A 26,258-nucleotide genomic window follows, 5' to 3' on the forward strand; every position below is an offset into this window, starting at 1 on the left:
GCCTGGCCTTTCTGGTCGATCAGGCCTGGCGCATGACAGATGCCATAGTGCGCACCCTGTTTCGCTTGTCTTTCTCCCATCGTCACCTGTTGGAGTGGACCACGGCGGCGCAAACTGCCGGGGCGCCCCGCCTGGCCTGCGCAGGGTTTTATCGGCTGATGGTGGCGGGGGGGTGCTGGGGATGGGGGCGAGCGCCATGACGCTGCTCAGTACCCCCACCGCCTGGCCCCTGGTGCTGCCCTTTGGCGTGCTCTGGCTACTGGCGCCACTGGCCGCGTACTGGACGAGTCGGCCCTCCTGTCAGGCCAAGACGCTCACTTGCAGTGTGAAAGAGGCCGTGGCACTGCGGCTGATAGCACGCCAGACTTGGCGCTATTTCGAGACCTTCGTCACCGACCTTGACAACCAGTTGCCACCGGACAACGTGCAGGAAAGCCCCGAACAGGTCATTGCCCATCGCACCTCTCCCACCAACATGGGGCTCTATTTGCTCGCCACCCTGGCGGCCAACGACTTCGGCTGGGCCGGGCTCGGAGCTACCCTCAAGCGACTGGAAGCCACCCTGGCAGTGATGCAACGCTTGCCTCGCTTCAAGGGCCATTTTTTCAACTGGTATGACACCCAAAGCCTGCTGACCCTGGAACCCGCCTATGTCTCTTCGGTTGACAGTGGCAACCTGGCAGGCCATCTGCTGGTCGTCGCAAATGCCTGCGAACACTGGCAACAGCAATCCGGCTGTGGCGCCGTCCGAAGCGGCTTACAGGATACCTGTCTGCTGGCCGAGCAGGCTCTGTACGCCTATCTCGCCCAGCCCTACACCATACAGTCCAACATGCCACAGCAAGCGATCACCGCCTATCTGGGCGAGATCCACCACCAGCTATTCGGCCAGCAACCGATGGCACAGCTGCTGCCCATACTCGCCAAGCTGACGGCACAAACCGCCAGCATGGCACACCATTTTTGCCGCAGCGGAGATCAACACGCTGGCGCTGAACTTACCTTCTGGCTGGATGCGCTGAAGCTGGCGGTGACTGAGCATGCGGAGGATCAGCGGTCGTTCCCCCCACTGCCGCCATCATTGCGACTGAGGTTGCAGGCGGTCGCCGACGCGGCACGCGCGCTGGCCATGGGGATGGACTTCACGTTCTTGCTCAATTCACAGCGCAAGCTGCTCTCCATCGGTTACTCCCTGACCGACAACCGGCTCGATGCCAGCTGCTACGACCTGCTCGCCTCCGAGGCCAGGCTCGCCAGTCTGTTTGCCATCGCCAAGGGCGATATCGTCACCCGTCACTGGTTTCGTCTGGGCCGAGCTGTCACCCCGGTGGGGCAGGCCACCGTGCTGATCTCCTGGTCTGGCTCCATGTTCGAATACCTGATGCCCTCGCTGGTCATGCGGGCCCCCATCGGTTCACAGCTGGAGCAAACCAACCGCCTGATCGTCGCGCTGCAGATCCGCTATGGCCGTGCGCTTGGCATTCCATGGGGAATATCCGAGTCGGCGTACAACGCCAGGGACTTGGAGTTTACCTATCAATACTCCAACTTTGGCATTCCTCGCTTGGCCCTCAAGCGTGGGCTGGCGGAAGATCGCGTGATAGCTCCTTACGCCACCGCGCTGGCAGCCATGGTCAACCCCGGCGCGGCACTGAAGAATTTCGAGCAACTGGCCATGCTGGGAGGGGCTGGACGTTACGGCTTTTACGAGGCGCTGGATTTCACCCGGGCGCGGTTGCCCGACGACCAGCAGGTCGCCATCGTGCAGAACTTTATGGCCCATCACCAGGGGATGACGGTGGTGGCCATTGCCAACGCGCTGCAAGGGGGGCGAATGCGCACCCGCTTGCATGAAGAGCCCATCATTCAAGCCTGTGAGCTGCTTTTACAGGAGCGGATACCGCAGGACATGACCATCATCCGGACGCGTGGCGCCGAGATAAAGGCATCCCAGACCCAGAGCCGCCAGGACGTCAGCGCGGTTCGGCGGTTATTGTCCTCTGTCCACGGCACGCCAGTGACTCATCTGCTCTCCAATGGCCGTTACTCCGTCATGCTCACCAGTGCGGGTGCAGGCTACAGCCGTTGGCGCGACATCGCCATCACCCGCTGGCAGGCGGACAGCACCCGTGACCACCTGGGCTACTTCCTGTTCTTGCACGATGTCCAAAGTGGCGAGACTTGGTCTCCTTGCTCGCAGCCCCTGGGCCGCACCACCAACGAGGAGGAGGTCGTATTTGCCGAGGATCGCGCCCATTTCCTTCATCAGAATGGCCGTCTGACCACCAGCATGGAGGTGCTGGTGTCGGGTGAGGGGGATGGCGAGGTACGGCGTGTCTCGCTGACCAACCGTGGCCGCCATCGCCGCGAGATCGAGCTCACCTCCTACGCCGAGATAGTGCTGACCACCGCGGAGACCGATCGGGCCCATCCCGCCTTTGCCAAGCTCTTTGTGGTCACCGAATACCTGCCGGAGACAGGGGCGCTGATTGCCACCCGGCGGCCTAGGTCGCCCGAGGAGACCGAGGTGTGGGCGGCACATTTCATCATCGTCGAGGGCCAATCCGTGGGGGCTCTCCAATACGAATCCGATCGCGTTCGCTTCATCGGCCGCGGCCGGACCGTCGCCTCGGCGCAGGCCTTGCAGCGAGGGGCCCAGCTGTCAGATACCACGGGCACGGTGCTTGACCCCATCTTCTCGCTGCGCCAGCTGGTGCAGGTCCTGCCGGGCGGCAGTACCCATGTGGCCTTCTGGACCCTGGTCGCCTCATCGCGATCGGCGCTGCTCGACCTCATCGATCAGCACCACAATCGCCATGCCTTTGAACGCGCCAAGACGCTGGCTTGGACCCAGGCACAGGTCCAGCTGAACCACCTGAACATTCAGGCGTCCGATGCGGCCAACTTCCAGCGGCTGGCCGCCCCTTTGCTCTACGCCGATCCCCGTTTCCGTGCTGCCTCCAGCGCCATCCTGCAGGGTCTAGCGCCCCAGTCCGTGCTCTGGCAACAGTCCATCTCGGGGGATTTACCCATACTGCTGCTGCGTATCGACGATATCGAGGACTTGGCTCAGGTACGCGAGCTGCTGCTCGCCCATGAATATCTGCGCATGAAGCGGCTTGCCGTCGATCTGGTGATCATCAATGAGCACGCCACCACCTATGTGCAGGATCTGCAAAACAGCATCGAGACGGCCGTGCGCAGCAGCCAATCCCGACCACGCTTCAATGCGGAACTGGCGCAAGGATCTGTGTACACGGTTCGAACCGATCTGATGAGTCCCGAGGTGCGCGATTTGTTGTTCGCGGCGGCGCGTGTCGTGCTGACGGCACGCCGGGGATCGCTGCAACAGCAGCTGGCCCGCCTGCCCGACTCCCCGCCGTTCCCACCTCCCGGGCCGATCGTCAAACCACGGCACACCGTGCCATTCAAGCATCCACATCATCCAGAGCTGGAGTTCTTCAATGGGTTGGGTGGCTTTGCCAAAGAAGGTCGCGAGTATGTCACCCTGCTCACCGATGAGCACATGACTCCGGCGCCCTGGATCAATGTGGTGGCCAATCCCCACTTTGGTTTCCAGGTCTCCGCCGAAGGAAGTGGTTACACCTGGAGCGACAACAGCAAAGAGAATCAGCTGACGCCCTGGTCCAATGATCCCGTGATGGATCCCTGCGGGGAAGTCATTTACCTGCGTGATGAGGATACGCTTGCGTTATGGAGCGCCACCGCCCAACCCATTCGCGATGGTGGCACCTATATCGCCCGCCATGGGTTTGGTTATTGCCGCTTCGAACATCAGGCCCATGGGATCCACAGTGAACTGCTGCAATATGTCCCCGTCGCGGATCCCGTCAAGATTTCTCGCCTGAGGCTGCACAACCTCACTCGGACCCCGCGCCGGCTCACGGTCACCGGTTATGTGGAATGGATTTTGGGCGCATCCCGCACCCTGACGGCCCCTTATATCACCACCCGGATGGATGCCCAAACCGGTGCCATGCTGGCACAGAATCCTTGGAGCACGGTTTTCCCCAACCAGGTCGCATTCTTCGATCTCGGTGGCCAGCAAACCAGCTGGACCGCCGATCGCAGAGAGTTTCTCGGTAACCACGGGCAGTTATCCTCCCCCGCCGCGCTGACAAGGCGCCACATGCTATCCTGCCGAACGGGTGCGGGAATGGATCCCTGCGCCGCCCTGCAGACTCAGGTCGTGCTTGCGCCAGGTCAACGCCTGGAGCTGGTCATCCTGCTTGGTGAAGGGCGCTCGGCCGAACAGGCCAGTGCCCTGGTCAGCCGCTATCGTCAGGGTCTCGATGTGGTGCAAGACGAGGTAGACAGTCAATGGCAGGCACTGCTGGGATCCATCCAGGTCAAGACCCCTGACAGGGCCATGGATATCATGCTCAATGGCTGGCTGTTGTATCAGACACTCGCTTGCCGGATCTGGGCGCGCTCGGCGTTTTATCAGGCCGGTGGGGCCTATGGTTTTCGCGATCAACTGCAAGATGGAATGGCACTCAGCTTCGCCCAGCCCCAGGCCACCAGACAACATTTGCTGCGCGCCGCGGCGCGCCAGTTTATTGAAGGAGATGTCCAGCACTGGTGGCTGCCCCATTCCGGACAAGGGGTGCGCACCCGGATCTCTGATGACCGAATTTGGTTGGCCTTCGCGACGGCCACCTACATTCTCGACACGGCCGATGAAGCCATTCTCGATGAGCTCATTCCGTTCTTGGAAGGCCCGCCACTGGGCCTGGACGAACAGGATGCCTTCTTCCTGCCAGCCATCTCCGACGAATCGGCCTCCCTGTTTGAACATTGTGCTCGCGGACTGGATCAAGCCATAGAGCTGACTGGAAACAATGGCCTGCCCCCCATTGGCTCAGGGGATTGGAACGATGGCATGAATCTGGTCGGCAGCGAAGGCAAGGGAGAGAGTGTCTGGCTGGGCTGGTTGCTGCTGCGCACCATCATGCTGTTCGCCCCCTTGGCCCGCACCCGTCACGACCCGCGCGCCGAGCGCTGGGAGGCCCACGCCCAGCGGGTGGGGGTCGCGTTGGAACGCAAAGCCTGGGATGGCGCCTGGTATCGTCGTGCGACCTTCGATGACGGCACCTGGCTGGGCTCAAAAGATAGCCCTGAGTGCCAGATAGACTCTATTGCCCAGTCCTGGGCCATCCTGTCCGGTGTCGCCGATCCCACCCGTGCCATGACGGCGATGCAATCCCTGGAAAAATACCTGATCCGCTACGATGAGGCGCTGGCGCTACTCTTTAGCCCTCCCTTCGATAAACTGACGCAAAACCCGGGTTATATTCGCGGCTATCCCCCTGGATTGCGCGAAAATGGTGGCCAATACACCCATGCCGCGACCTGGGCCATCCTTGCCTTTTCAAGGCTCGGGGAGTGCACCAAGGCTCACAACCTGTTCGCACTGCTTAACCCCATCAATCATGCCCAGAATGCCGCTGACGTTGAACGTTACAAGGTCGAACCCTATGTCATGGCGGCAGATATCTACTCTACCCCGCCCCACATTGGTCGCGGTGGCTGGACCTGGTATACGGGGGCGGCAGGCTGGATGTATCAGGCCGGCATTGAGGGCATATTGGGGATACATCGTGAGGGGCATTTTTTACGAATCGACCCTCACTTGCCCAGACATTGGCCGGGATTTAGCGCCGAGATAACGATGGATGCCACCCACTACAGGATAGAGGTGGACATAGGGGAACCGTCGGAGCGACAAACCAGCACCATTCTACTGGATGGAGTCGCTCTCCCCCATAGTGACGTCCCTTTACGAGTACCACTGGATGGTGGCCACCATCAGCTCAACATCACGATGGGATGCCATACCCCTGCGTGCGAGGATGTGAGCACTGAACCACAGCTGTAATTCGCATAACATGCGGGAGCATGCCATATGCGCGTCCCGTATCGGCTTGCCGCAATCGGGATGGCGTCAGGGCCTGGTTTTTTTGGGTAGATAGGGTAACAAGCGGTCTGTTTCCGCCTTCACCACGGCATAACATTCGCAGCAGAGCTGCTCAAGTTTGGCTCTGTCCAGCACGGTAATATGACCACGGCTGTACTCGATGACACCCAGCTTCTGCAGCTTGCCTGCCGCATCCGTCACCCCTTCCCGGCGAACCCCTAACATGTTGGAAATCAGCTCTTGGGTCATTGAGAGCTGATCACCGGACAGCCTGTCCAGTGACAGCAGCAACCAGCGGCAGAGCTGCTGATCGATGGTATGGTGACGATTACATACCGCCGTCTGGGCCATTTGAGTGAGCAGCGCCTGGGTGTAACGCAAGACCAGATGCAACATGTCCCCATGCAGGTTGAACTCGGTTTTAAGTAAGTTTCCCTTAAGTCGGTAGGCATGGCCTGCGCTCTGCACTAGGGCCCGGCTCGTCGTGCTCTCCCCCCCCATAAACAACGCCACCCCGATGAGCCCTTCATTGCCGACCACGGAGATCTCCGCCGAGGCGCCATCTTGCATCACGTACAGTAATGAGACGATGCAATCAATGGGAAAGTAGACATAACGCAGGGTATCACCAGATTCGTACAACACCTTACCCAGTGGTAACTCGATATATTCAAGATGCGGCAACAAACGCTGATAGGCCTCTGCAGGCAAGGCCGCCAGTAAGTGGTTCTGCAGTGGATGATGTGCGGGCATATCTCTTACCATGCTGTTTTTTCACCCAACAAGAATATACAAAAACCTACGGGATGGATAAAAACAGACTACAAGAGTGCCAATAAAGTCTCTTTGACATCAGTTATCTGCGTTGACTCCCTGTTCGTAGGGAAAAAAATCTCGTGCCTATGTGCTACAGCGAACCGACATCACAACGTCGATACGTCAGACTTGAGGGATATTCACTGCAGATGCAATGGCATAGGCGTGGATTACATGACGTGACAAGTAAAGCCTTGGTCTCACGGGTTAAGATAATATCTTGCCATCAATTAGTAATATCATCGCGGGACCGGACCAGCTTTTCTTATACCACTAAATAATATTGTGGGTAGTAGTTCTACCCTTTATCTGCCAAACCACCAGTATCCGTGTGGTATTGGCCAACGTAGAATATACGAAGCCTGATACCGCAGATATATCTTATTGAATATGGAGAACGATCATGATCACATCCGACAAGAGTACAAACACCACCGGCACGAAAGCCGCTCCTAAATCAGACGTCATCACCCCTGCTAGCGCAACACATCCGGCGGTGGATCAGATGACCCAGAGTACCCATAAGGTCGTCAACAAGCTCGCCGATGCAGTCAACTCGGCAACGACTACCTTCAATGACAAGAATAAGGACTTACAAGAAGCAAAGGACTCATATTTCAAAAGAGTGCGAGCTCAAGTCAAAAGCAACCCCATGAGCTATATGATGCTGGCCGTGGTACTCGGATTTCTGGTGGCCTTGATATTTTTTTAATCCTACAGCATCCCAGGCACCTACTTTGGCATGACCCAAGGGGGTCATAGAGTAAAGTTAAATTATATCCATAGATATAAAACTTCATCTTCGGCCATTGGCAATCACTCATGGCATCACAGATAAAATACAGCAGTAAAACACACCGACTGGATGGTGTATTTTACTGCTGTAGATAACATAAACAGTCTCTATTATTTAAGATGCAGATTGTTCTTCACTGACGTCACACCTTCGACACCACTTGCTACGGCACCGGCTTTTGAAATACTGGCCTCTTTACTGACGAAGCCACTGAGCTGCACTACACCTTTGAAGGTTTCTACACTGATTTCAGCTGACTTGAGGTCTGGATCGGAAAAAATGGCAGACATAACCTTGGTGGTTACCACAGAGTCATCAATATACTCCCCGGTTCCTTCCTTATTGGCTGTTGACGCACAACCAACCACCGCGGCTGATAGCAATGCTATTGCGGCAAAGTTTCTGGCAATACTGTTGATGTTTTTCATGATAAGCATGACTCCAACTTGACGGTAGTGTGCCAATCAACAAGATCACGAGGACAAAATTCTGCCCATGCAGTGGCACTCCAAATAGGCCGTGATTGATATATGAGGAACGTTGGGTCAACTATTGACTCCCGACCCTATCTATACTGGTAACACGCCTAAACTAGCCTTGCTTGCCTCTCCCGTCTGTACGCTGCCGAACAAAGTAGGTAATTGTTCACCGGGACGGGACTGACGGCATCAGTTTCGCAAGAATGGGATAGTCCGTCTTCTCGATACAGATCCGTACCACGGCTCGCAGCCATTCCTGCGAGCAACGGCCCAATCGTTTGCTCGTCTCCACCAACAACAGGATGCGCTGGTAAAACAGCTCGCCGTAATGAGATCACCGAAGCACAAGGAGAATGATATGAGTGAGAACATGCTGTGGTTTCTCATCGTAGGGTTGGTGGCCGGTTGGCTGGCAGGAATATTGGTCAAAGGAGGAGGCTTCGGATTGATTGGCGATCTCGTCGTGGGTGTGCTCGGTGCATTTGTTGGCGGTTGGCTGTTCACCACCTTGGGTGTTTCCATGGGCGGTGGCCTGCTCGGCAGCATCCTGGTGGCGACGATAGGGGCCATCGTGCTCCTCCTGATAGTGCGCATCATCAAGCGTGCCTAGGCGCATCGAGCAATGTATATCGGAACAATGTGTAGGGGTGAGGTTCTGAATGACGTACTGGCTCGCTGCTTGCGTCAAACTTGGTGATCACCTATTCCCCAACGCGTACGGATGAACACAGGCATGGAGCCCAATCGCGATAGCCTTAGATTACATTCCCAACTTGGGAGCCGGTGATGATGCCCAGCCTCGACAGTCTTGACCATGTCCATATTCATGTCGCCAACCGTGCACTGTCGGAAGCCTGGTACGCACGGGTGCTGGGATTGCACCGCCAGCCAGAATTTGAACCCTGGCTGTCAGAGCACGACCCACTGACCGTAAGCAATGCTGCAGCTACTGTCCACCTCGCGCTGTTCGAGCGTCCTGTCGAAAAGTGCCATTCCGTCGTCGCCTTTCGCACCACGGCCGTGGAATTCCTTGCCTGGCGTGCCCATCTGTCTGCCGTCCTCGGCCATGACGTTAAGGCCGTCGATCACCATCTTGCCTGGTCACTCTATTTCAACGACCCCGACGGAAATCCTTTCGAGATAACGTCCTATGAGCACCAGCACATAGCACAAACGCTTGCATCGACAGGGGTTGACCCCCTCCATCGAGAGGATGGTCACCAAGCCCGATGCCACCCTTGATGTCAAACCTTAGCCGCCGAGAAGGAAGCCCTCATGCGTAATGCTGTCTGGTACTCCCGTTTTGCGAAAGCCGCCGCACACTTTTGCGGCAGACCTCGAGTGTTCTCGCTCGCGGTGGGGGTTATTCTGCTTTGGGTGGTCACCGGCCCGTTGTTCGGGTTCAGTGACACCTGGCAACTCGTGATCAACACCGGCACGACGATCATCACCTTTCTAATGGTCTTCCTCATCCAGAACACCCAAAACCGGGACACCGAAGCCATTCAGATCAAGTTGGACGAACTCATTCGAGCAACTCAAGGTGCGCACAACGCGCTCCTCGATCTCGAGGAACTGGAAGAAGAAAACCTGCACGCGTTCAAGGTTAAGTACCAGGCACTGGCTGCAGCCGCCCGATCGGAACTGACGCTGGGTAACAAAGACACGGGATCACCCGAACCATAAAAGAGTATCCCTCTCATCGTTTTATTACTTACTCCTGTGTAGTGGCCCAGTGTTTCGGTGTTTGCCAACGCTGGCCTGCTTTAATAACGCTTTTTGTGGTTACCGCAACCTTGCCACCAGTCGGGAACTGAATTTTGCGCTGCAGACCTTCTATGAGTGGCTCGCCCAACACGATGGGCTGTAGCCAAGTAACAAGGCTCAGATTCCCGTGTTAGCGGGAACCTGAGCCTTGAAACGTTACATCTTGCTGAATCCAACACCCAAAGGTACAAGGTTGTGTGCTTACTTGAATTTCGACTGGGCCTCGGCCAAACCGGCCTTCAGATCGCTCCACATCTTGTCGGCGGTGGCCTTGATCTGCTTCCAGGATTCACCGCTCGCCCTGCCGAGTTCTTCCATATTGTCGGTGGCAGCGTACTGCTTGACGCGCAAGGACTGGATCTCCTCCGCCCGCCGGACTCTCATGTCGGCGGTCATGTTTTCCATTTTGGCTTCCAGCAGATTGAGCTGACTGCTCCACTCCCTGAGCTGCGCGTTCATCTTTTCCTTGTATGCATTATACATTTCCATGATGTTCTCCTTGGCTGCGGGTGGGGCATTATTGGGTCGAGCTCACCACCAGCTTATTAACAACATTCTCGACGCCAGCTATTGTCATCGCTCGCGCGCCGGCTTTGTCGCTGTTGGCCTGTGAGTCAACCGTCCCGGTCAACGTGACCACACCTCCGACGGTGTCGACACTGATCTGCATCGACTTCAAACCGGGCTCACCGAGGAGCGCGCCTTTGACCTTGGCAGTCACTTCGGTGTCATCCCAGGATTGGGCGTTTTTGTCACTTTGTTCCGATATCTTGCCCTCATACTCATCGACGGTTTCGTCGACTTTTTTGCCGGTGTCGCTGACCACTTCGTCAATTTTCTTGCCAGCCTGTTCGGCCGACCCCGGTTTGTCACATCCGCTCATCCCGAAGGCGAGCAGCAGCGAGATGGCAAGGATAGTGTTGCTTGGTTTCATGTGTTGATTTCTCCGGTGCAAGGTTGCCTAGATTTTGCCGAGCAAAACCAGGATAAGCATGATGAGCAGGACCAGTCCGATCAGGCCGCTAGGGGTGTAACCCCAGCTCCGGCTGTGCGGCCAGCTTGGAATAGCACCGATCAATAGCAGGACAAGCACGATCAGTAGAATGGTTCCCATGATCACTTCCTTCGCCTAAGCGTTTCATATGGGGTGATATAAACGATCCATTTCATGGCGATAGTGCGACGAATCCACCGACCGGGTCTGTTCGCCACCACACAGACCGGGCATACGTTTTGCTGCCGAGCCAAAATAATCTCAAAAGAATCCTCAATGTGAGTTCACAAGATCCTCTTGGTACCATGAATAAGAACCAACGTGAGTCATCAACTGACCTTTGCTGACGGCGAGTTCAACGGTAAACGCCGCCAGACCCGCAAAGAAATTTTCCTATCTCGAATGAAGCAATTGCTCCCTTGGCTCAGGACACCGGCCGTCATTGAGCCCATCTATCCCAGTGGCACCCCCTCTGCTCTATACCAGCCTCTTCTCTTGCCGCGCTTTGGTGCCTCTGCGGTTCAGCGGTGGGTTCCTGGCGCCGATTGCCAGTGGCCAGCCTCTTCGGCGCAAAAGTTGGCCAGGCGCTGCAAGACGTGCTGCACGGCGCTATTAGCCGCCATCACACCGCCATAAGGATTGGCCTCGGCCGCCACCACCGCTTCATCAAATTCGCGCCAAGCCAGCACCTGACGACTGTCGTTATCGACCAAGTAAGCGCTCAGCGTGAAGCGGGTACGGCTGGGCGAATGGTCGAACTCATGCTGCAAACGGATGATGTCGACATCGAGGCGCAGCTCGCCGGCCGCCGCGATGGGGGCCAGGACAACGGCGCGGAAGGCGCCGGTGCCCTCGAGCGCGGCGACGATGCGCGGGGCGAGCATCCTGGCCGGCGTATCGATCCATTCACTGTGCGCGAAATACTCCAGCTGATAGGGCTCGCGGACGTAGATGATGTGCTGGCTGTCAAAGCCGGGCGCGGCACGCGGCGGATTGACGATCAGCGTCGGCGCCCTGTTCGATCTGACCGCCGGCAAGGCGGTCACCGGTGGGACAGGCCCGGCACCGGAAAGCGAATAGAAAGCCGGTGGTGGCTCCTCGGTCGCACCAAACATGCTGCAGGCGCCGAGCAGGGCCAGCAACAGTGTGGCGACGACGAGCCTGAACCAGGGTAATCGTGTGTGGCTGATCATGGCTTTCGGCCTCTCTCGGATGCTTCTCCAGGGCCATCCGGCACCGGTTTGCGGCCGAACAGCAGCCCGGAGGGATTGCGCTCGGTCTGTTCGCTGAGACGACGCAGCGAGCTGCTCAGCACGCTGAGCTCACCGATCAGGCGCTCCAGTTGGGGCAGGGTTTCCGCCGTGAAGCGATTGAGGCCGCTACCGACTGAGTTGATGGTCTTGCCAGCGCTGGCGCTGGTGCCGGCGAGTTCATTGCCCATCTTCTCGACGGCGTCGGCCGCCTGGCCAATGCGCTCGATCAACGGATCGAGTTCGGTGCTCGCTCGCGCACTATTGTTCATCGTCCGAGCGGCATCGATAAGGCCAGCATCGATGCTCTCGTTGCGGGCGGCCAGGGTATGCGCCACCTGGGCGAGGTCGGCCAGGGTGCTCTTGAAGGCTGCCTGATTTTCCGGACCGAGCAGGGCGTTCAAGTTGTTCGAGGTACTGTCCAGCTTGGCCAGCACGCTGGTCAGGACGTTCTCTAGGCGTGCGGAGAGCGAGGGCTTGGTGAGGATCTGCGGATAGTCGTCACCGGCCCTGGCCTGCAGCAGGGGCTGGTCGTTGGCACCGCCGCTCAGCTCGACGTAGGCGATGCCGGTCAGACCCTGCGTCTTGAGGACGGCCACGGTGTCCTGCTTGATCGGCGTGCCGTGATCGAGGGCGAAGAGCAGATTGACCCGCTCGGGGTTGACCGGGTCGAGCTGGATCTGCCGCACCTTGCCGACATCGACGCCGTTGTATTTGACCGGCGCATCGATATTGAGGCCGGCGACCGACTCCTCCGAGATCGCGAGATAGAGATCGTATGTCTTCTGGAAGGCGCCGCCCGAGGCGAGCCAGAGAATGACGGCGACCAGCGCGGCGCCGAGGATGACAACGAAGCTGCCGACCAGGGTGTAATTGACTTTCGTTTCCATCATGTGGCCCCGCTCTGTTGCTGGGCGGCCCGCCCGCGCGGACCGTCGAAGAATTTCCGGATTGCCGGCAGATCGATGTCCGCCAGCTCAACCATAGAGCCGACCCCCAGCACCTTGCCGTCGCCGAGCACGGCGACGCGGTCGGCCACCTGCCACAGCAGATCGAGGTCATGGGTGATGAGGACGATGGTCAGGCCAAACAGGTCGCGCAGTTTGTGGATCAGCTGGTCAATCTCGCCGGCGCTCTCGGGATCGAGGCCGGCAGTCGGCTCGTCGAGAAAGAGCAGTTCCGGATCCAGGGCCAGGGCGCGAGCGAGTGCGACGCGTTTCATCATGCCGCCGCTCAGCTCGGCCGGATACTGAGCGCCAGCGGCGGGCTCCAGGCCGCTCATCGCCAGTTTCCAGTCGGCGATCTCGTCGATCAGAGCGTCGGCCAGCACGGTGTGCTCGCGCAGCGGCAGGCCGACGTTTTCCCTGGCGGTCAGCGAGCCGAACAAACCGCCGCTCTGGAACATGACGCCCCAGCGCTGGCGCAGGGCGAGCGCTGCGGTGTCATCGATATTGGCCAGATCGACACCTAGCACCTGGATCGAGCCCGATTCGGGTTGCTGGAGCAGGATGATCTCCCGCAGCAGGGTCGATTTGCCCGAGCCCGAGCCGCCGATCAGCGCGAAGATCTCGCCGTGGCCGATGACCAGATCGATACCGTCATGCACCACATGCTCACCGAAGCGCGTCGTCAACTGGCTGATGGCGATGGCCGGGATGGCGCTGCGGGTCTGGCCGTTCATCTCAGAGATCCAGGGCACTGAAGGCGACCGAGAACAGGGCGTCGGCCATGATCACCAGAAAGATGGAGTGGACGACGCTGCGCGTCGTCTGCCGCCCGACGCTGTCGGCTCCGCCATGGGTGCGAAATCCCTGGAAACAGCCGACGGTCACTATGATGGCGGCAAATACCGGCGCCTTGCCGATGCCGATCAACAGGTCCGTGACGCTGACCGTCTTGACGAAGCGATCGAGGAATTCGACCACGCCGACGGCCAACTGGACCCGTGCCATCAGCATGCCACCCAGGACACCGAGCAGATCGGCGAAGATCGTGAGCAGGGGCAGCGCGATCAGCAGGGCGAGTACCTTGGGCAGTACCAGCATGTCGAGCGGCGGGATGCCGATGGTGCGCATGGCATCGATCTCCTCGGTCACCGCCATGGTCCCGATCTGCGCCGCATAGGCCGACCCCGAGCGACCGGCGACGATGATGGCGGTGATCAGCGGTGCGAACTCGCGCAACATAGAGAGGCCGATCAGATCGGCGACAAAGATGTTGGCGCCATATTGGCGCAGCTGATCGGCCCCCTGATAGGCGACGACGATGCCGAGCAGGAAGGAGAGCAGGCCGACGATGGGCAGCGCATCGAAACCGGCGCTGCGGATGTTGTAGAGGATGGGACGCCAGCGAATGCGCGTCGGGTGGGCCAACCAGCCGCCAAAGGCGAACGTGTATTCGCCGATGAAGGCGAGCAGGGCGCAGCCTTGTTCCAGGGCGCTGGCCGTGCCGCGACCGAGGCTGGCGAGATTGGAAAGCACAAGGGGGGGAGCCGGGGTGGGTGGCTGGCTGACGTCCAGATCCTGGTCGAGGACCTCGAGCAATCTGGCGAACTCGGGGCGTAGCTGACGCAGTTCGACGCCGGCCGAATCATCACGCAGACGGCGCAGCAGTTTTTGTACGACCCAAGCGCCGACCGTATCGAAGGCCTCAATGCCCGAGGCGTCTATGATCCAGGCCGACCCCGCCGGGGCCGACAGCGCATCGAGATCACCGGTGAGCCGGCCTATACCGCGCGCCGTCCACGCACCCGATAGCACCAGTGCCTGCGGTGTCGTTTGGGTGATGGCAGCCGGTTCGGTCGTAGTCAGGATCATGGTCCGCCTGCCTGTTGATAGCTTGAGTGACCCGAACAGGCGACGCGCCAACGCGCCACCATAGATGGATTGACTCGCCTGAGCAAAGAACCCGCCGACGCGCCACGGTCAGCGGACCTACTGCACGAGATAGCTGTGGGTAGCAGCCCTTGCCTATTGGTCGACCTCGACCCTGATGTCATGTTTGACAGAGGTCACCCCCTCGACGCCCTCGGCAATCGAGACGGCCTTGTCCACCGCCGCCTGATCCGCCGTGCCACCGCTCAGGACAACCGCCCCGGCCTGGTCGGTATCGACATGAATATTGACCAGGCTGGAGATCTGCTCGGCGGCCAACTCGGCCTTGATCTTGGTGGTAATGACCGAATCCTCGACATATTCCATTGCCGTCGATCCCGTTGTCGTCGACGCATCGGCATCATAGGCGGTCCCGGCGGCATGGCCGGCGACCGGTAGCAGCAACAGGCCAGCCAGGAGCAAAGGGGCTCTGAGTGTGTGGTTCATGATGGGTCCTTCCCTGAAGGTTGAAAAGCGTGCGCCAGGCAGCACCAATCCAATCCGTTCACCGTGACGAAGGTTTAACACGAGGCTGCGCTAAGTTCTGTACGGCATCGTACATAACTCTGGCTGTGGGGGAGAACGCATGGCGTTATGACCCACCATTAAGAGCCGCTACCCGACAAGCGCGTTTTACGCTGGCGAGCGAGATCCCGAAGTGTTCAGCTGTCGATTTAATGCTCGCCGAGTGCTCTTTACGCCAGATAGCAACAGCGGCATCGTCAATTATCTTTTCACGTCCGAGCGTCTTGCCCTCTGCCTTCGCCTTGGCGATCCCGGCCATCTGACGGGTTTTGATGTTCGAGCGCTCCAGCTCTGCAACAGCCGCCAACATGGTGAGCATGGCTTTGCCGATGGGCGTGGACAGGTCAAATCCCTCCCGCAGACTGATGATGGAAACGCCCTTGCCTTGCAATGCCTCAACCGTGTTCAGCACGTCGATGGTATTGCGCCCCAGGCGATCGACTGCGGGTACGATCAGCGTGTCGCCCTTGCGTATGAACTTGAACAGTTCGGCGAACCCAGGACGCTGTAGCGCCTTCACTGCCCCCGATACGCCCTCGTCAGCAAACCAGGTCTCCACCTTGTGAGTCTGCTCAATGCTGTGACGCTGCGCCCCAATGCTCTGCTCGCCGGTGCTGACCCTGAGATATCCGATCACCGCCATGATTTGCCCCTTTGGTTGGCTCATTATCTATGGCTCTAAATGTAGATGTGGCTCATATGAAAGACAACAGCTTTGAGCCTATGGTTTGGGAGGGGTGGCTGAGTGGGCCAAAAGGTACACGTTGCGAGCCACTACAAAGCGGCAAAGAGGACCAAGGCAGTTCTAGCCTAACCCGTTAAGTTGCTCGCTATCCATTTCTGGTTCATGCCAAATGGTTGGAGCCTAAAGCAAGTCACGCCAGATCCCATCGGACTCGATCAACCTAACAAGAGCTTGCGCACTGAATCCGTCGGCATACAGTGTCTCTTCCTCATTCCCAACCTCAGCCTCGTCCATCTGTTCAAACGCGCGCAGATAATGCGGTTCATCGCGCAAAGCGATCTCCATGATCTCGCGGGAGACGACGTGAAAACCATCGATGACCTCACCATCAAATTCAATCGCAGTATCCACAACCCAAGCATGCAGAGCTGGCAGAGGATTGAAATCACTCAGCAATAGATCTGAACGCAACCCTTGGTCATTTTGCAGGGCTTGAAGCACAACCGGTTTCTTGCGCTTTAACTGTCTTGCCGCCTTGCGCAGGGTATTGGTTCGATGCAGCCAGACTTCATGGCGAGTTGAACGAATGAAGCCAGACTTGACCTCAAGCAGCAACACTACCCCATCCAAGTGACAGATCAGGTCCACTTCACCAGCATCGCGCTCATCACTCAATGGCGGTTGGTAGCCCACGACGACGCGGAACCCCCTCTGCCTTAGCGCTTCGGCAAGGGTATGTTCAATACGCTCCGTTTCGCTGCGCAAATCTGGTCTGCGTTGAACACGACGCAGGTTATTCACCGCAGCGGTCAGATTGTTCTGTTGACCGGCAACCCAGGGGAACTGAAAGCTGTAGCGGCCAATCTTGTAGAACGGTCGCTCGTACAGTCGTGGTGACGGCATGTTTGGTATTTGCCTCATCTGCGCGGATAGAGCCTGCAGATCACTGGTCCAGAACTTCAGGATGGCACTGGCCGCTTCGGTGTCGCCCTTGGGATGCTCAGGGCTGACGGTCCAACCACAAATACGACGGATCTTATCTTTCGGTTCCGACCAGGTGATGGGAAAGCGATTCTCGCCTTGTACAAGCCCTTCCAGAGCTAATTGCCCCAGTGCTTTCGCTGCTACACCAGAGTCGGCCATATAGCGAAGAAAAGGCTGAAGAAACGCCTGCTCAAAAAACACTGTCGTCAGCTCACTGGCTAATATCGCGTGGTGCAGTGCTACCTCAGCTCCGTCGTTCAGTCTGACCCGCTCACCCAGACCGAAAATCGTCTGCAGGTAAAGCTGACTGCGGATGGCTTTTATGTAAGCAAGCTGATTCGCTTCGTGGTTTTCCGGTCTCCCGATGATTTTGCCAGCCATATCCGAAGCTGCGAATTGGTCAATCGCGCGGTACATCCAGTAGTGCCAAAGCAACTTGCTTTTGCGCCCGGTACGCTGCCAGCGCTGTGAGCCCAGATCGGTTTTGTTGAAGATGACCGGTTGCCCCGGCTTGAGCTGGTAACCGCAATCACTGTCAAAACAAAACCAATTGATGGAATTCTCGTAGTCTATTCGCTCGCGCATGGCGGCAATAAGCAAGGCGACCGATTCGAGGTTGGCAACATTCTCTCGCCCCACACCTGACTGTGGAAAAAGGATTGGCGACAAATGACGCTTAAGAGAGCGGCCGAGAGCTTCCTCTGTCAGCTGAAAATCACGCTCAGAGCAATTCGACAGCTTGCGCGCTATTAGCCGATCATAGACATCCCAATCTTCCGCAGAACTGTCTCTATCCTTAGCGACACCAAGTTGCCCATATGCGATCACACTCAAATATGAAAGCAGCTCTAGCAACGAAAGCGACTTCAGGTGGGTCTCTGCCAGTGCAATTGCTTCGTCGAATGGTTCGAGTTGCTCAAGTAAGCGATCACAGACGCCGAAAAATTCGCACCAATCCCCGCTGACGAGATTGTCTCGGAGATGCCGCCAGAGCGCTGAATCGGTGCGCGTAAAAAGCTTCGAATAGCGAATTGCCCAGCGAAGAATTCCAGGATGACAAACGGCCAGATGATCTAGCAACGCAGTACTGATCGCATCCTCGCAATGCAAAATACGCCCTAATGCCAAGCTTGCCAGCTGAGCACCTTCCAAGTTCGCTGGCTCCCACCAGAAGGTCGCGGCAGCTAGTCCGGCAGCACGATTGCGCGCGGTATATTTGCCACTCGGACGTTGATCCAAAAAGGCGTGTAGACACTCATCGAGTGCTACGAATGGGGCAAGCTGCTGCGCATATTCAGCAAAGAGAGTTTGGTAAAATTCCTGGCATTGCCGCTCCTGGCCCTGCATATCTGTTGATCCTTTTCCAGCCGTTGAACCTTGAGATTCAAAGACATTGAAATGAGCTGCCCATATGATACCCACCACGAGTCGGGCAATCTGTATGGAGCTGTATGGAAGGAAATAGTTAACACGTTTCCCTGAAGGGGGAAACAACGGATAAGGAGCCAAGAGCTAGCGATTGCAGATGTGGTAAACAGGGCAGCAAATCAAAATGCCCCACAGAATAGGGGGACCGGAAAAGCACAAGGGCCTAGCCGAAGCGAAGCCCTTGTTGAATTTGGTTGGTGTGAGAGGATTCGAACCCCCGACCCCTTCGTCCCGAACGAGATTGCAGCGCTGGATCTTGAGCTTTAATTCACTCTTGCACGTTCAGTCATCCTTTATCACATTGCCGTCTTCGTCCCTGTTGGGTGGATACACGAACGTGATGGTCGATTTCACATTTTTGCTCCCGCTGTTGGCGCCAGAGTTTTCTTGCCGCACCCCGTCACCGTATTTCTTGGGGGCCAGCTTCGATGCCAGCCATTTACGGGCATCGATCTGCAGGCGGGAGCGTGCAATCGCATCATGGTTAACTTTGACGTTGCCCTTGGCGTCGAGGTAGGTGTCATTGCTACCGTCATCGGCAATCTGGAGGATCTCGTCGGCCAATTTATCGGCCTGATCCTCGCGCGCGCACGCGTACTGGTCCCTAAATTCTATGTAGCGCTCATCAGCCAGCCAGCGCATCACCATGGATTTGGACGGCATGCCCGGACGTGCAAGCACTGCACGTAAACTCATCCCATCAGCAATGGCGCTGCATATAGCCTCACCCAACTCGTTCGTGAATGCGCTCCGACGGCCTCTAGGTAGCGGCTTGGAGTCCGACGTATTGGTTTCCATATTGGAAACCTGAGAAGTGAAAACTGGGATCAAAACCTGAGTTGTGGAAGTCACATGTTCGGCGCTAGGTATAGGGGCCGTTGGCATCCCTGAAGATGAAGTAACGTTACCTAGTGTTGCGACTCTTAACCATTTGCGCGTCTTGGCACGCTTGTTGATGGCGGTATGTGAGACGCCGTGACCTATCGCTATCTGACGCACACTCTGGCGGCCAGCACAGTACGCCAGTTCGATACTGTGCCAGTCTGGGGAGTCTGTTGTTGATATAGGGGAGTTGGTCATAGGCGACCAGTATTTGCTAGGGGGCAAGTTGGTATCCAGCCCCACAGGGGGAGGCCGATAATCGTCGCCCGGATGTGTGGCGATAAACCAATCCACCTTCCCCTATCAGCTTCTCCCCCCCTTGAGCATATGTGCTGGCTCTATGGTTCTATCGCTGTAGTGGAAGCCACGCACATCTGGCAATGCCACTTCTTGATGGCATGGTCGTCCATCCGATGGTCTGTGGCCCGCGTTGCACCTTCCCTGGCAGGGCCAGTGGATTACGCATCCGGCGGGAGCGCTGGTTAGCGTGCAAAGCGCCATGAAAACGGGTGATCGGAGGGCAAAAAATCTCCAACCAGAGAATGAGGCGGCTGCCGGTTCGTGGATGGGTCGGAATAGTGTGCGCCAAGGTTGCGAGGTGACTTAGCCATTTACTGGCACTGTGGACACTTTTTCGAAAAAACCCAGTAATGGCGCGGCGTGTAGGGCAGTGCCGTAGGTTTTTCTATTGGCACTCACTGGCACTGTTTATAGATCTTCATTTTTCGGTCGGCAGTGCCTCAGTGCTAGTAAGTACCAGTAATAAAAATACTAGCACTGCTCTCTAAGTCATTAATGATGCGGCTTTCAGAGCAAAAGTACTAACAGTGCCAGTAAATCCCCAATATTTAGCAACCACGTTAGCGTTAGCCAAAAAAAGGCTCCCGGTCTGGAAGCCCTTGTTATCTTCTGGCTGGCTTAGTCATCCAACAATCGCGCTTGCGGCAGTACGCTGCGGGCTTCGTCCTTCAACTTCACGTTGGTGACACGATCCCCGTTGCTCTTGCGGGTCTGATACTCCTCGCCGTAAGCCTTGGCGGCTGCCTTCATCGCCTTACCGAACGCAGTGCGGTGCAGCGGGCGATCCAGCCCCTCGGCCTTCAGATACTCCAAATAGAAGTGATACAAGAAGCGGACAGGGTCATGGACACAGTTGCCACCACCAACACGAAGCCCCGTCGTCTCACTCAGAAACTCCAGCAGTGCGCACATGGCGATCACCGGGTCGGCCTCCTGCTTGACGGCCAGCGCCTCAGCGCCGTCGCGCTGCTCCAGCAGCAACTGACGTGCCTGCTCAGGGTCTGCGAACTGGGCCAGCAGGTGACGAATGATCACCGGCAGCTCTGCGGCGATCTTGTCCCCGATAGCGGGGTCTTTGTTGGCCTCGGACACCACATTGTTGAAAGCGAAGATCACCCGGCGGCGTGATATACCCCCGTTACGCTCGGTCATCTTCATGGGCTCGTTGTTGGTGGCAATCACCACAGCCCGCACCTTGGCGTTGAACTGCGCCTTGTTCTTGCGGTTGATTGATACCTCATCCCCGCCAGTGATCGCCTTGAGAAGAGCGCCATCACCGATGTATTGGGATTGGTCTGGCAGCAGGATCAAGCGCTTGTCCCAGACGTTCTCGAGGCCAAATTGGCCACGCATTGCCTCCATGGAAGTAGAACCCACGTTCTCCTTCCCCACCAACAACTCACACAGGTTCGCCATAACTGACTTGCCACTGCCACCCTCCCCGGTCACTTCAAGGAACATCTGCCAGTCGTAGCGGTTAGCCAGCACCATATAGAGCGCGGCGAGGATACGATCCAACTTGTCGGGGTCGCCCCCAGCAGCATGGCTCAGCCATTTGATGAAGTTGGGAGCGTGCCGCTCCAGCGTCTCACCGGCCAATGGCTCCCCGTACTCGATCCCGTTATGGCTCGGCAGGTGGTCGCTGGGCGAGTGAGCGCGGAACTGAAACGCCTTCAAGTCATACACGCCATTAGCGAATCCAATCAGGCTAGCTGTCGGCGCCTCCATTTCGGGCAAACCCAACTTCATTGTCTCCACAGCGCCGTTCAGCTTCTTGGCGGTATAGGTAGCGCCTACATGATCAAACACCTCGGCCAACATCGGGGCAAGGCGAGCGTCTGACACAGGCAACCACACGCCATCGCCATACCGATAGACGATCCCCGACTCGCGGCAGACGGCAGACGTCCCGAGCAGTTCTGCAATGATGCGCCCCAGCTTGTTCGCAGGCATCTTCGACAGGGTGTCAGGGTCCAGATCCTGCGTTGATGCATCAGCAGGCGCAGGGCGCAGGGGTACCACCTTGCCAGCCAGGGGGTGATGAGGCACATTCTGGCGGGCCTCAATCTTGCGCTCAGGTGCCTTGCGCGGCTCGCTCATGCCTTTGGCGGTGGCGCTCCGGATAGTGTCAACCACCTCAGCACGACCCATGCCAGCTGCAAGCGCGGCACGTTCAAGCACGGCGGCGTCGTTGGCGGCAATCTCCCCGCCTGCTACCAGTTGCGCAATCTTCATGGTCTCCCGGTTCAAGGTCTCATTGCGCTGGCCCTGGGGCGCGTTGGCGACGGATTCCAAAGCGCCAGCCAGCGCGACGGCCCCGTACTTCGTTGTCTCGCCAGTCAATGCGACGGCGGCGAACTCAGTACGGACTGGCGCGGTGCGCTTCATGCGATCCAGCAGGGCGGGCGGTGCTTCCATCAGATCGGCCAGCTTCGGGATCGTGTCATCCGGCAGGGTCTTGTCGGCCTTGATATAGATCAATTGGTTTCCCGTCTTAATGTCCACTCCCGGCCATGCCCCGTTTACGCACTGGCGCAGCTCGGAAGCGTCAACCCCCTCTGGCAAGCTGAACAGCCAGTGATAGGAGCGATCATCGTTGCCGTCCTTGATGCGGCATTGTGCCACCTCGCTCAATGCGTCCTGCTCCGTCACTGGCTCGCCCATCAGCAACCCAAATAGATCAGCTACGGGCATCGGCTTGGGCTTGTCCTTGCCCTTGCCCTTGTTGCCGTCATAGTCCAGCAGGATCGCGCCGTCCAGACGAACGCCAAAGCGCTCAGCGTCACGGCTCACCATGCTGGCGGGGTACTTCTGCCCCTTGGCGTAGGGTTGCGGGTTGCCGTTGTTGCCCAGCGGGATCAGCGCATAGCCTGCGGCCTCGATGTTGTAGGCCTTCTGTTGCAGGGAGGTACGGCCCCCCTTACAGGGAGCCTCGTCAAACACATCAAGGGTGAGAGCGTCGGAAGTGTCGGTCATGACTTCACCCCCTTGCGATTGCGCAGCAGGTCACGCTTTGCCAACAGGCTCTGCATCGGAGTCATCGAGCTATAGGGATCCGCTGGCTGGTCGTCCGCATCTTTGAGTCCATCATCGTTGACGCGGGCCTGCTCAATGCGTTGCATGGCTTCCTGACGATCTTCCTCGGTCTGGCCGTAGAGCATGAATTGGCCTTTGATGGACGCCTTGCTGACTGGCGCCTGACGGCTTTTGCTTGCCATGGCGTAGTGAGGTGCTACGATCTCGGGGTCGGCTTTCACAGGCTGAGCGTTACGAGACAAGTTAGACAGAGCCGCCCCGCAATGGCGGCTTTTTTTATTGGCCTCGATCATCACCTCGTGCACATCATTTACATTGTTTATTTCGCAGCCTTTTTTGGTGTTTTGCACACCGTTTTGCACTTCGGTGTTGCCCAGCCCTTTAATGGCGGGCTTGCCCATCGGGTTGGTCATCCGCCGCCTACTGCTGCTCAGGCAGGGTTCCGTCTCGCCACAGTAATTGGGGTAACCAGTCAACAAGTGGTAAGCACCTGCGATGTTGGTCAGGGGGAACAGAACTTCAGGGAGCCCGTCCCCCCCGCAGAACCAGCCGGTAAAGGGGGTAAGGCAAGTGCTTTTGCGGTTCACAGTGGCAAGCGCAACCAGATACAGGATGATCTGGATCAGATAAATGCCAAACAGCAGCGATGCCAGTTGGAGCACGAGGTGAATAATGGGGAGGAAACAAATAATACAGTGAGAGTCGTGGTTCACTGATTCGGTACGGGTGACCTGCATGTTAGATGCCCTCACCGGTGTGGTGAGCCGTGCGGCGCGCCAAGAACTCAGCCAGATCGCTGACGCGGTACTTCACCAGGCGCCCGACCTTGAAATAGGGCAGGTTATAGCGGCCGGTAGAACGCCAGACAGCCAGCGTCGACACCTTCAGGTCGAGGACCTCAGCAGCCTGTTTATCGCCAACGTAAACCGGAGGATTCTTAGGGTCAAAGCAGAGTTGCGTGACAACCTGCGCGAAAATCTCAGCCTTGAGTTCGGCAAAATCATCGGAGGGGGTGGTAAACATTGGTATGACTCCATCTTGGTTGATTTGATGAAGTCATTGTCCAAACAGACTGGCGCTCGCTATATTACCCCACCGTTACGGATATGGGGTTATCCGTTACGGATATGGGGTTATCCGTTACGGTTACACGGTTTTCCGATTGTGTCCTTTTTTTTTGCTGCGTCGTCCACCCATCCGGGCATACTCCGGCGCAACTGGCTTAATCCAATCTTTCACTCGCTCCACCGTGTCGGGCAACACATCAGAGAAGCTCCTGTCATTGAGGGCCCGGTATACTAAGTCGGCCATTTCCATAATACGGATTTTCTTCTCAAAATCGGATTGCCACAGTTCGGTTGCGATGGATCGGGCAAGTTCTTGCACGACACCTTTCCTCTCGTTAATCGGGTCTAGCCCTCCTTCCATACGCTGTTTAGTGCTATGGCACTGTTTTGCATTTATCGCGATCATTGCGGTTTCTTTGGCAATTGTCACAGCATCTTGTCGCAGAATCTTATTTTTCAGTACTTCTTGCTGGTAAGCCTCATCTAACAGATCTAATTTTCTACTTAGTTTTTCGATGGTGGCTACTTGTACTGCCGCGGTTCTTTTGAGCTCAACCACATAGAAAATGTGCTGTGCAAGTTTCTCTGCCAATTGGACTTGATTGTTACTACTCATAAGAGTCTCAGCCAATGAACTACATGCTTTGACATATTCATCTTCAGACTCAATATCCATACCATTCTCCCAACATTGTTCTACCATCTATCGCCCTCCTCGGCGTTCAACGAAACAAGGCATGTGGAATCAATGCTATTCGCCTCAACGGACTAGGAAGGCCGAAGTTTGTCTGGATTCCGGTCCCCCCGGTCTCACGCGAATTGCAGCTGAGCCAATTACGTTCAGCGTTTACTCGTCACTCCCTCTACGGGCGATTTGATCCCGGCCGCTTCCATCATGGCGTTTGTTGCTGTCTCAACGGATTGGCGCACAGGGTCGAGATCCAGGCGGGCGTAGATTGCCGTAGCCTGATGTGTTTTGTGGTTTAGTGACTTACCGATGATCGCCAGCGAAGCGCCTGTCTTGGCCTGCCAACTCCCCAGAGTGCGGCGCAGATCGTGGATACGCAGGTCAGTCATGTCATAGGTCGCTGGGTCTATTCCAACCCCATTGGCCACCGCGCGATAACGTCTTTCGGCGGCAACGGGCGCTTGAGCGATTTGTAGTTCGGCCTGCTGACGCTCCTCACTGGTGAGCTTGCCCAACTCCTCAAGATGGTCGAGCAAGTGATACAAGCTGGCACGACGCAGGATTGTTGCCCATGCCTTTTTCGGTTCAACCAGGTGTCCGGTCTTGCCCTTTCCGGGGAATACAAAATATGAGTGGCCAGCCATTTGCTTGCGAGCGACAAGGATAGCCACCGCCTCTGGGGTTAAGGGGACGTTCTGCGGAGTGCCATTCTTGGTCATGTTAATCCGCCAGATGAATGCTTCGAGGTCAAGGTCGCGCCAGGCCATCTCTTGTACATTGGCGCGTCGGGCCCCCGTCAGCAGTGACAACAGAAAGAAGTCGACGAGACTCGATTCGTCGATGGCAGCAAACAGGTATGGTAGTTCGGACGACTGGGCAAAACGATCCCGTGATGGAGCCGGATTTTTTTGAATGCGGCTCGCTGGGTTGATGCCGCTGAATATCTCCAGATCGGCGGCGAAGTTGAACACTGAGGAAATGATGGCGAGAGCCCTGTCGGCCTGGGCTTCGCTTTTTTTCGTGGTTTTGGTGTGGATCGCCTTAATATCGGCACGGGTGATCTGTGACAGTTTGTGCGCCTTAATCGGCTCCATGTACATGCGCAGGGTGTCACGGTAGTCACGCTTGGTACGCTCGCCGATTGGGGTGCCGTCGCGCTTACGTTTCTCGACCAGGAATTGCTCAAACATCTCGGTAAAGGTGGGCTCCTCCCGAATCGCCCGACGAGCTTCGGCTGGGTTCGCGCCAGCGGCAAACTCGCCAAGAATCTTCTGCGCCTCGTTACGGGCCTGCTCGACTGTCATTTCGGGGAAAGAACCGAGCTTGATCCAAGCAATCGAAGCACCGGCACGCTTTACAACGTAGAAGGTGCGAGAGCCCGCTGCGGTGATCCGTACTGCCAGCTTCTGTACTTCGCTATCGTATACAGTAGAACGCTTTCCAGACTCCGGCGGAGCTAGCGACAGTAGTGCTGTTTTTGTGAATTTGAACTTAACCATTATCCAGCCTAACTCCTTCAGGCTAACACCGGGCTAACACCGGCTAACAAATCAGGTCAATATTCGTGTTAACTCAGTAAAGCAACGCTAGGCCTAAAGCCCTATTTTGTATAGCATGAAATAGGTTGGTAAATGTGAGTACATTCACACACTTTCTCATTCGTAATGCGTTGGTCGGGGGTTCGACTCCTCTTACCGGCACCAGTCAAAACAAAAGGTTAGCCTCATTATGAGGCTAACCTTTTGTGCTT

The 26,258-nt window shown here is 57.1% G+C and carries 24 protein-coding genes and 2 pseudogenes; 7 read left to right on the plus strand and 19 right to left on the minus strand.

Annotated elements, in window-relative coordinates; genetic code table 11:
* Positions 1 to 200 (plus strand): hypothetical protein (locus BN1137_RS22730; protein ID WP_198150643.1); only part of this gene is annotated, 200 nt, incomplete at its 5' end.
* Positions 197 to 5,899, plus strand: a complete 5,703-nt coding sequence (locus BN1137_RS13555; RefSeq protein WP_198150644.1) for a glycoside hydrolase family 94 protein — start codon at positions 197 to 199, stop codon at positions 5,897 to 5,899. The genes BN1137_RS22730 and BN1137_RS13555, both read left to right, overlap by 4 nt.
* 66 nt (positions 5,900 to 5,965) lie before the next feature.
* Here the strand turns inward: BN1137_RS13555 and BN1137_RS13560 are convergent, their stop codons facing one another.
* Entirely contained in the window at positions 5,966 to 6,691 is a 726-nt protein-coding gene (locus BN1137_RS13560; protein ID WP_050719127.1) for a Crp/Fnr family transcriptional regulator, read from the minus strand.
* 466 nt (positions 6,692 to 7,157) lie between these two features.
* Between BN1137_RS13560 and BN1137_RS13565 the strand changes: the two genes are divergently transcribed.
* Positions 7,158 to 7,466 carry a hypothetical protein gene (locus BN1137_RS13565; RefSeq protein WP_050719128.1) on the plus strand — a complete coding sequence of 103 codons (309 nt, stop codon included), beginning with the start codon at positions 7,158 to 7,160 and terminating at the stop codon, positions 7,464 to 7,466.
* Positions 7,467 to 7,660: 194 nt separating this feature from the next.
* Here the strand turns inward: BN1137_RS13565 and BN1137_RS13570 are convergent, their stop codons facing one another.
* On the minus strand, positions 7,661 to 7,978 hold the full coding sequence (locus BN1137_RS13570; RefSeq protein ID WP_050719167.1) for a BON domain-containing protein: 318 nt from the start codon (positions 7,976 to 7,978) through the stop codon (positions 7,661 to 7,663).
* Between the two features lie 217 nt (positions 7,979 to 8,195).
* Positions 8,196 to 8,363, minus strand: a pseudogene (locus BN1137_RS22455) (IS66 family transposase); the annotation flags it as partial.
* 24 nt (positions 8,364 to 8,387) lie between these two features.
* On the opposite strand from BN1137_RS22455, the gene BN1137_RS13575 reads away from it, so the two are divergent.
* From BN1137_RS13575 to BN1137_RS13585, 3 genes are all read left to right on the plus strand, one after another.
* Positions 8,388 to 8,639, plus strand: coding sequence for a GlsB/YeaQ/YmgE family stress response membrane protein (locus BN1137_RS13575; RefSeq protein WP_050719129.1), 252 nt, complete (start codon positions 8,388 to 8,390; stop codon positions 8,637 to 8,639).
* A 176-nt stretch (positions 8,640 to 8,815) separates the two neighbouring features.
* Positions 8,816 to 9,271 (plus strand): VOC family protein, encoded by a 456-nt coding sequence (locus tag BN1137_RS22030; RefSeq protein WP_083443459.1) that lies wholly within the window; start codon positions 8,816 to 8,818, stop codon positions 9,269 to 9,271.
* Positions 9,272 to 9,304: 33 nt separating this feature from the next.
* Complete coding sequence (locus tag BN1137_RS13585; RefSeq protein WP_050719131.1) at positions 9,305 to 9,715, plus strand: low affinity iron permease family protein; 411 nt, start codon at positions 9,305 to 9,307, stop codon at positions 9,713 to 9,715.
* 282 nt (positions 9,716 to 9,997) lie between these two features.
* On the opposite strand, the gene BN1137_RS13590 is transcribed toward BN1137_RS13585, so the two are convergent.
* From BN1137_RS13590 to BN1137_RS22035, 3 genes are read right to left on the minus strand one after another with little or no spacing between them, the layout of a single operon-like run.
* The gene (locus BN1137_RS13590) at positions 9,998 to 10,285 is read right to left on the minus strand and encodes a sll1863 family stress response protein (RefSeq protein ID WP_050719132.1); all 288 of its coding nucleotides are present in this window, start codon (positions 10,283 to 10,285) and stop codon (positions 9,998 to 10,000) included.
* A gap of 28 nt (positions 10,286 to 10,313) precedes the next feature.
* Positions 10,314 to 10,730, minus strand: a complete 417-nt coding sequence (locus tag BN1137_RS13595; protein WP_050719133.1) for a BON domain-containing protein — start codon at positions 10,728 to 10,730, stop codon at positions 10,314 to 10,316.
* Between the two features lie 27 nt (positions 10,731 to 10,757).
* Positions 10,758 to 10,910, minus strand: a complete 153-nt coding sequence (locus BN1137_RS22035; RefSeq protein WP_198150645.1) for a DUF3309 family protein — start codon at positions 10,908 to 10,910, stop codon at positions 10,758 to 10,760.
* A gap of 201 nt (positions 10,911 to 11,111) precedes the next feature.
* Here BN1137_RS22035 and BN1137_RS22460 point away from each other — a divergent pair.
* Positions 11,112 to 11,249 (plus strand): annotated as a pseudogene (locus tag BN1137_RS22460) (IS5/IS1182 family transposase); the annotation flags it as partial.
* Between the two features lie 62 nt (positions 11,250 to 11,311).
* Here BN1137_RS22460 and BN1137_RS13600 read toward each other — a convergent pair.
* The 13 genes from BN1137_RS13600 to BN1137_RS13660 all read right to left on the minus strand — a co-directional run bounded on the left by BN1137_RS13600 (position 11,312) and on the right by BN1137_RS13660 (position 26,007).
* Positions 11,312 to 11,983: an ABC-type transport auxiliary lipoprotein family protein gene (locus BN1137_RS13600; protein WP_050719134.1), complete on the minus strand. Its 672-nt coding sequence runs from the start codon at positions 11,981 to 11,983 to the stop codon at positions 11,312 to 11,314.
* Positions 11,980 to 12,933: an MlaD family protein gene (locus BN1137_RS13605; protein ID WP_198150646.1), complete on the minus strand. Its 954-nt coding sequence runs from the start codon at positions 12,931 to 12,933 to the stop codon at positions 11,980 to 11,982. Before BN1137_RS13605 ends, BN1137_RS13600 begins: the two co-directional genes overlap by 4 nt.
* A complete protein-coding gene (locus tag BN1137_RS13610) occupies positions 12,930 to 13,739 on the minus strand; it encodes an ABC transporter ATP-binding protein (RefSeq protein WP_269745126.1) in 810 nt (269 codons plus the stop codon). The genes BN1137_RS13605 and BN1137_RS13610 overlap by 4 nt, the downstream gene beginning before the upstream one ends.
* A complete protein-coding gene (locus BN1137_RS13615) occupies positions 13,723 to 14,856 on the minus strand; it encodes an ABC transporter permease (RefSeq protein ID WP_050719136.1) in 1,134 nt (377 codons plus the stop codon). Before BN1137_RS13615 ends, BN1137_RS13610 begins: the two co-directional genes overlap by 17 nt.
* Positions 14,857 to 15,009: 153 nt before the next feature.
* Positions 15,010 to 15,360: a BON domain-containing protein gene (locus BN1137_RS13620; protein WP_050719137.1), complete on the minus strand. Its 351-nt coding sequence runs from the start codon at positions 15,358 to 15,360 to the stop codon at positions 15,010 to 15,012.
* 145 nt (positions 15,361 to 15,505) lie between these two features.
* Positions 15,506 to 16,081, minus strand: coding sequence for a recombinase family protein (locus BN1137_RS13625; protein ID WP_198150647.1), 576 nt, complete (start codon positions 16,079 to 16,081; stop codon positions 15,506 to 15,508).
* 222 nt (positions 16,082 to 16,303) lie between these two features.
* Positions 16,304 to 18,454 carry a nuclease-related domain-containing protein gene (locus BN1137_RS13630; RefSeq protein ID WP_050719138.1) on the minus strand — a complete coding sequence of 717 codons (2,151 nt, stop codon included), beginning with the start codon at positions 18,452 to 18,454 and terminating at the stop codon, positions 16,304 to 16,306.
* Between the two features lie 363 nt (positions 18,455 to 18,817).
* Positions 18,818 to 19,333: a terminase small subunit-like protein gene (locus tag BN1137_RS13635; protein WP_232306944.1), complete on the minus strand. Its 516-nt coding sequence runs from the start codon at positions 19,331 to 19,333 to the stop codon at positions 18,818 to 18,820.
* Positions 19,334 to 20,335: 1,002 nt separating this feature from the next.
* On the minus strand, positions 20,336 to 22,693 hold the full coding sequence (locus BN1137_RS13640) for a DNA primase family protein (RefSeq protein ID WP_050719139.1): 2,358 nt from the start codon (positions 22,691 to 22,693) through the stop codon (positions 20,336 to 20,338).
* Entirely contained in the window at positions 22,690 to 23,490 is an 801-nt protein-coding gene (locus BN1137_RS13645) for a hypothetical protein (RefSeq protein ID WP_050719140.1), read from the minus strand. The genes BN1137_RS13640 and BN1137_RS13645 overlap by 4 nt, the downstream gene beginning before the upstream one ends.
* A gap of 1 nt (position 23,491) precedes the next feature.
* Positions 23,492 to 23,776 (minus strand): helix-turn-helix domain-containing protein, encoded by a 285-nt coding sequence (locus tag BN1137_RS13650; RefSeq protein WP_050719141.1) that lies wholly within the window; start codon positions 23,774 to 23,776, stop codon positions 23,492 to 23,494.
* Positions 23,777 to 23,899: 123 nt separating this feature from the next.
* Positions 23,900 to 24,496: a hypothetical protein gene (locus tag BN1137_RS13655; protein WP_232306945.1), complete on the minus strand. Its 597-nt coding sequence runs from the start codon at positions 24,494 to 24,496 to the stop codon at positions 23,900 to 23,902.
* Positions 24,497 to 24,660: 164 nt separating this feature from the next.
* Positions 24,661 to 26,007, minus strand: coding sequence for a tyrosine-type recombinase/integrase (locus BN1137_RS13660; protein ID WP_050719143.1), 1,347 nt, complete (start codon positions 26,005 to 26,007; stop codon positions 24,661 to 24,663).
* Positions 26,008 to 26,258: the final 251 nt, after the last annotated feature.

This window comes from Aeromonas tecta (assembly GCF_000820185.1).
Classification (GTDB): Bacteria; Pseudomonadota; Gammaproteobacteria; order Enterobacterales; family Aeromonadaceae; genus Aeromonas; species Aeromonas tecta.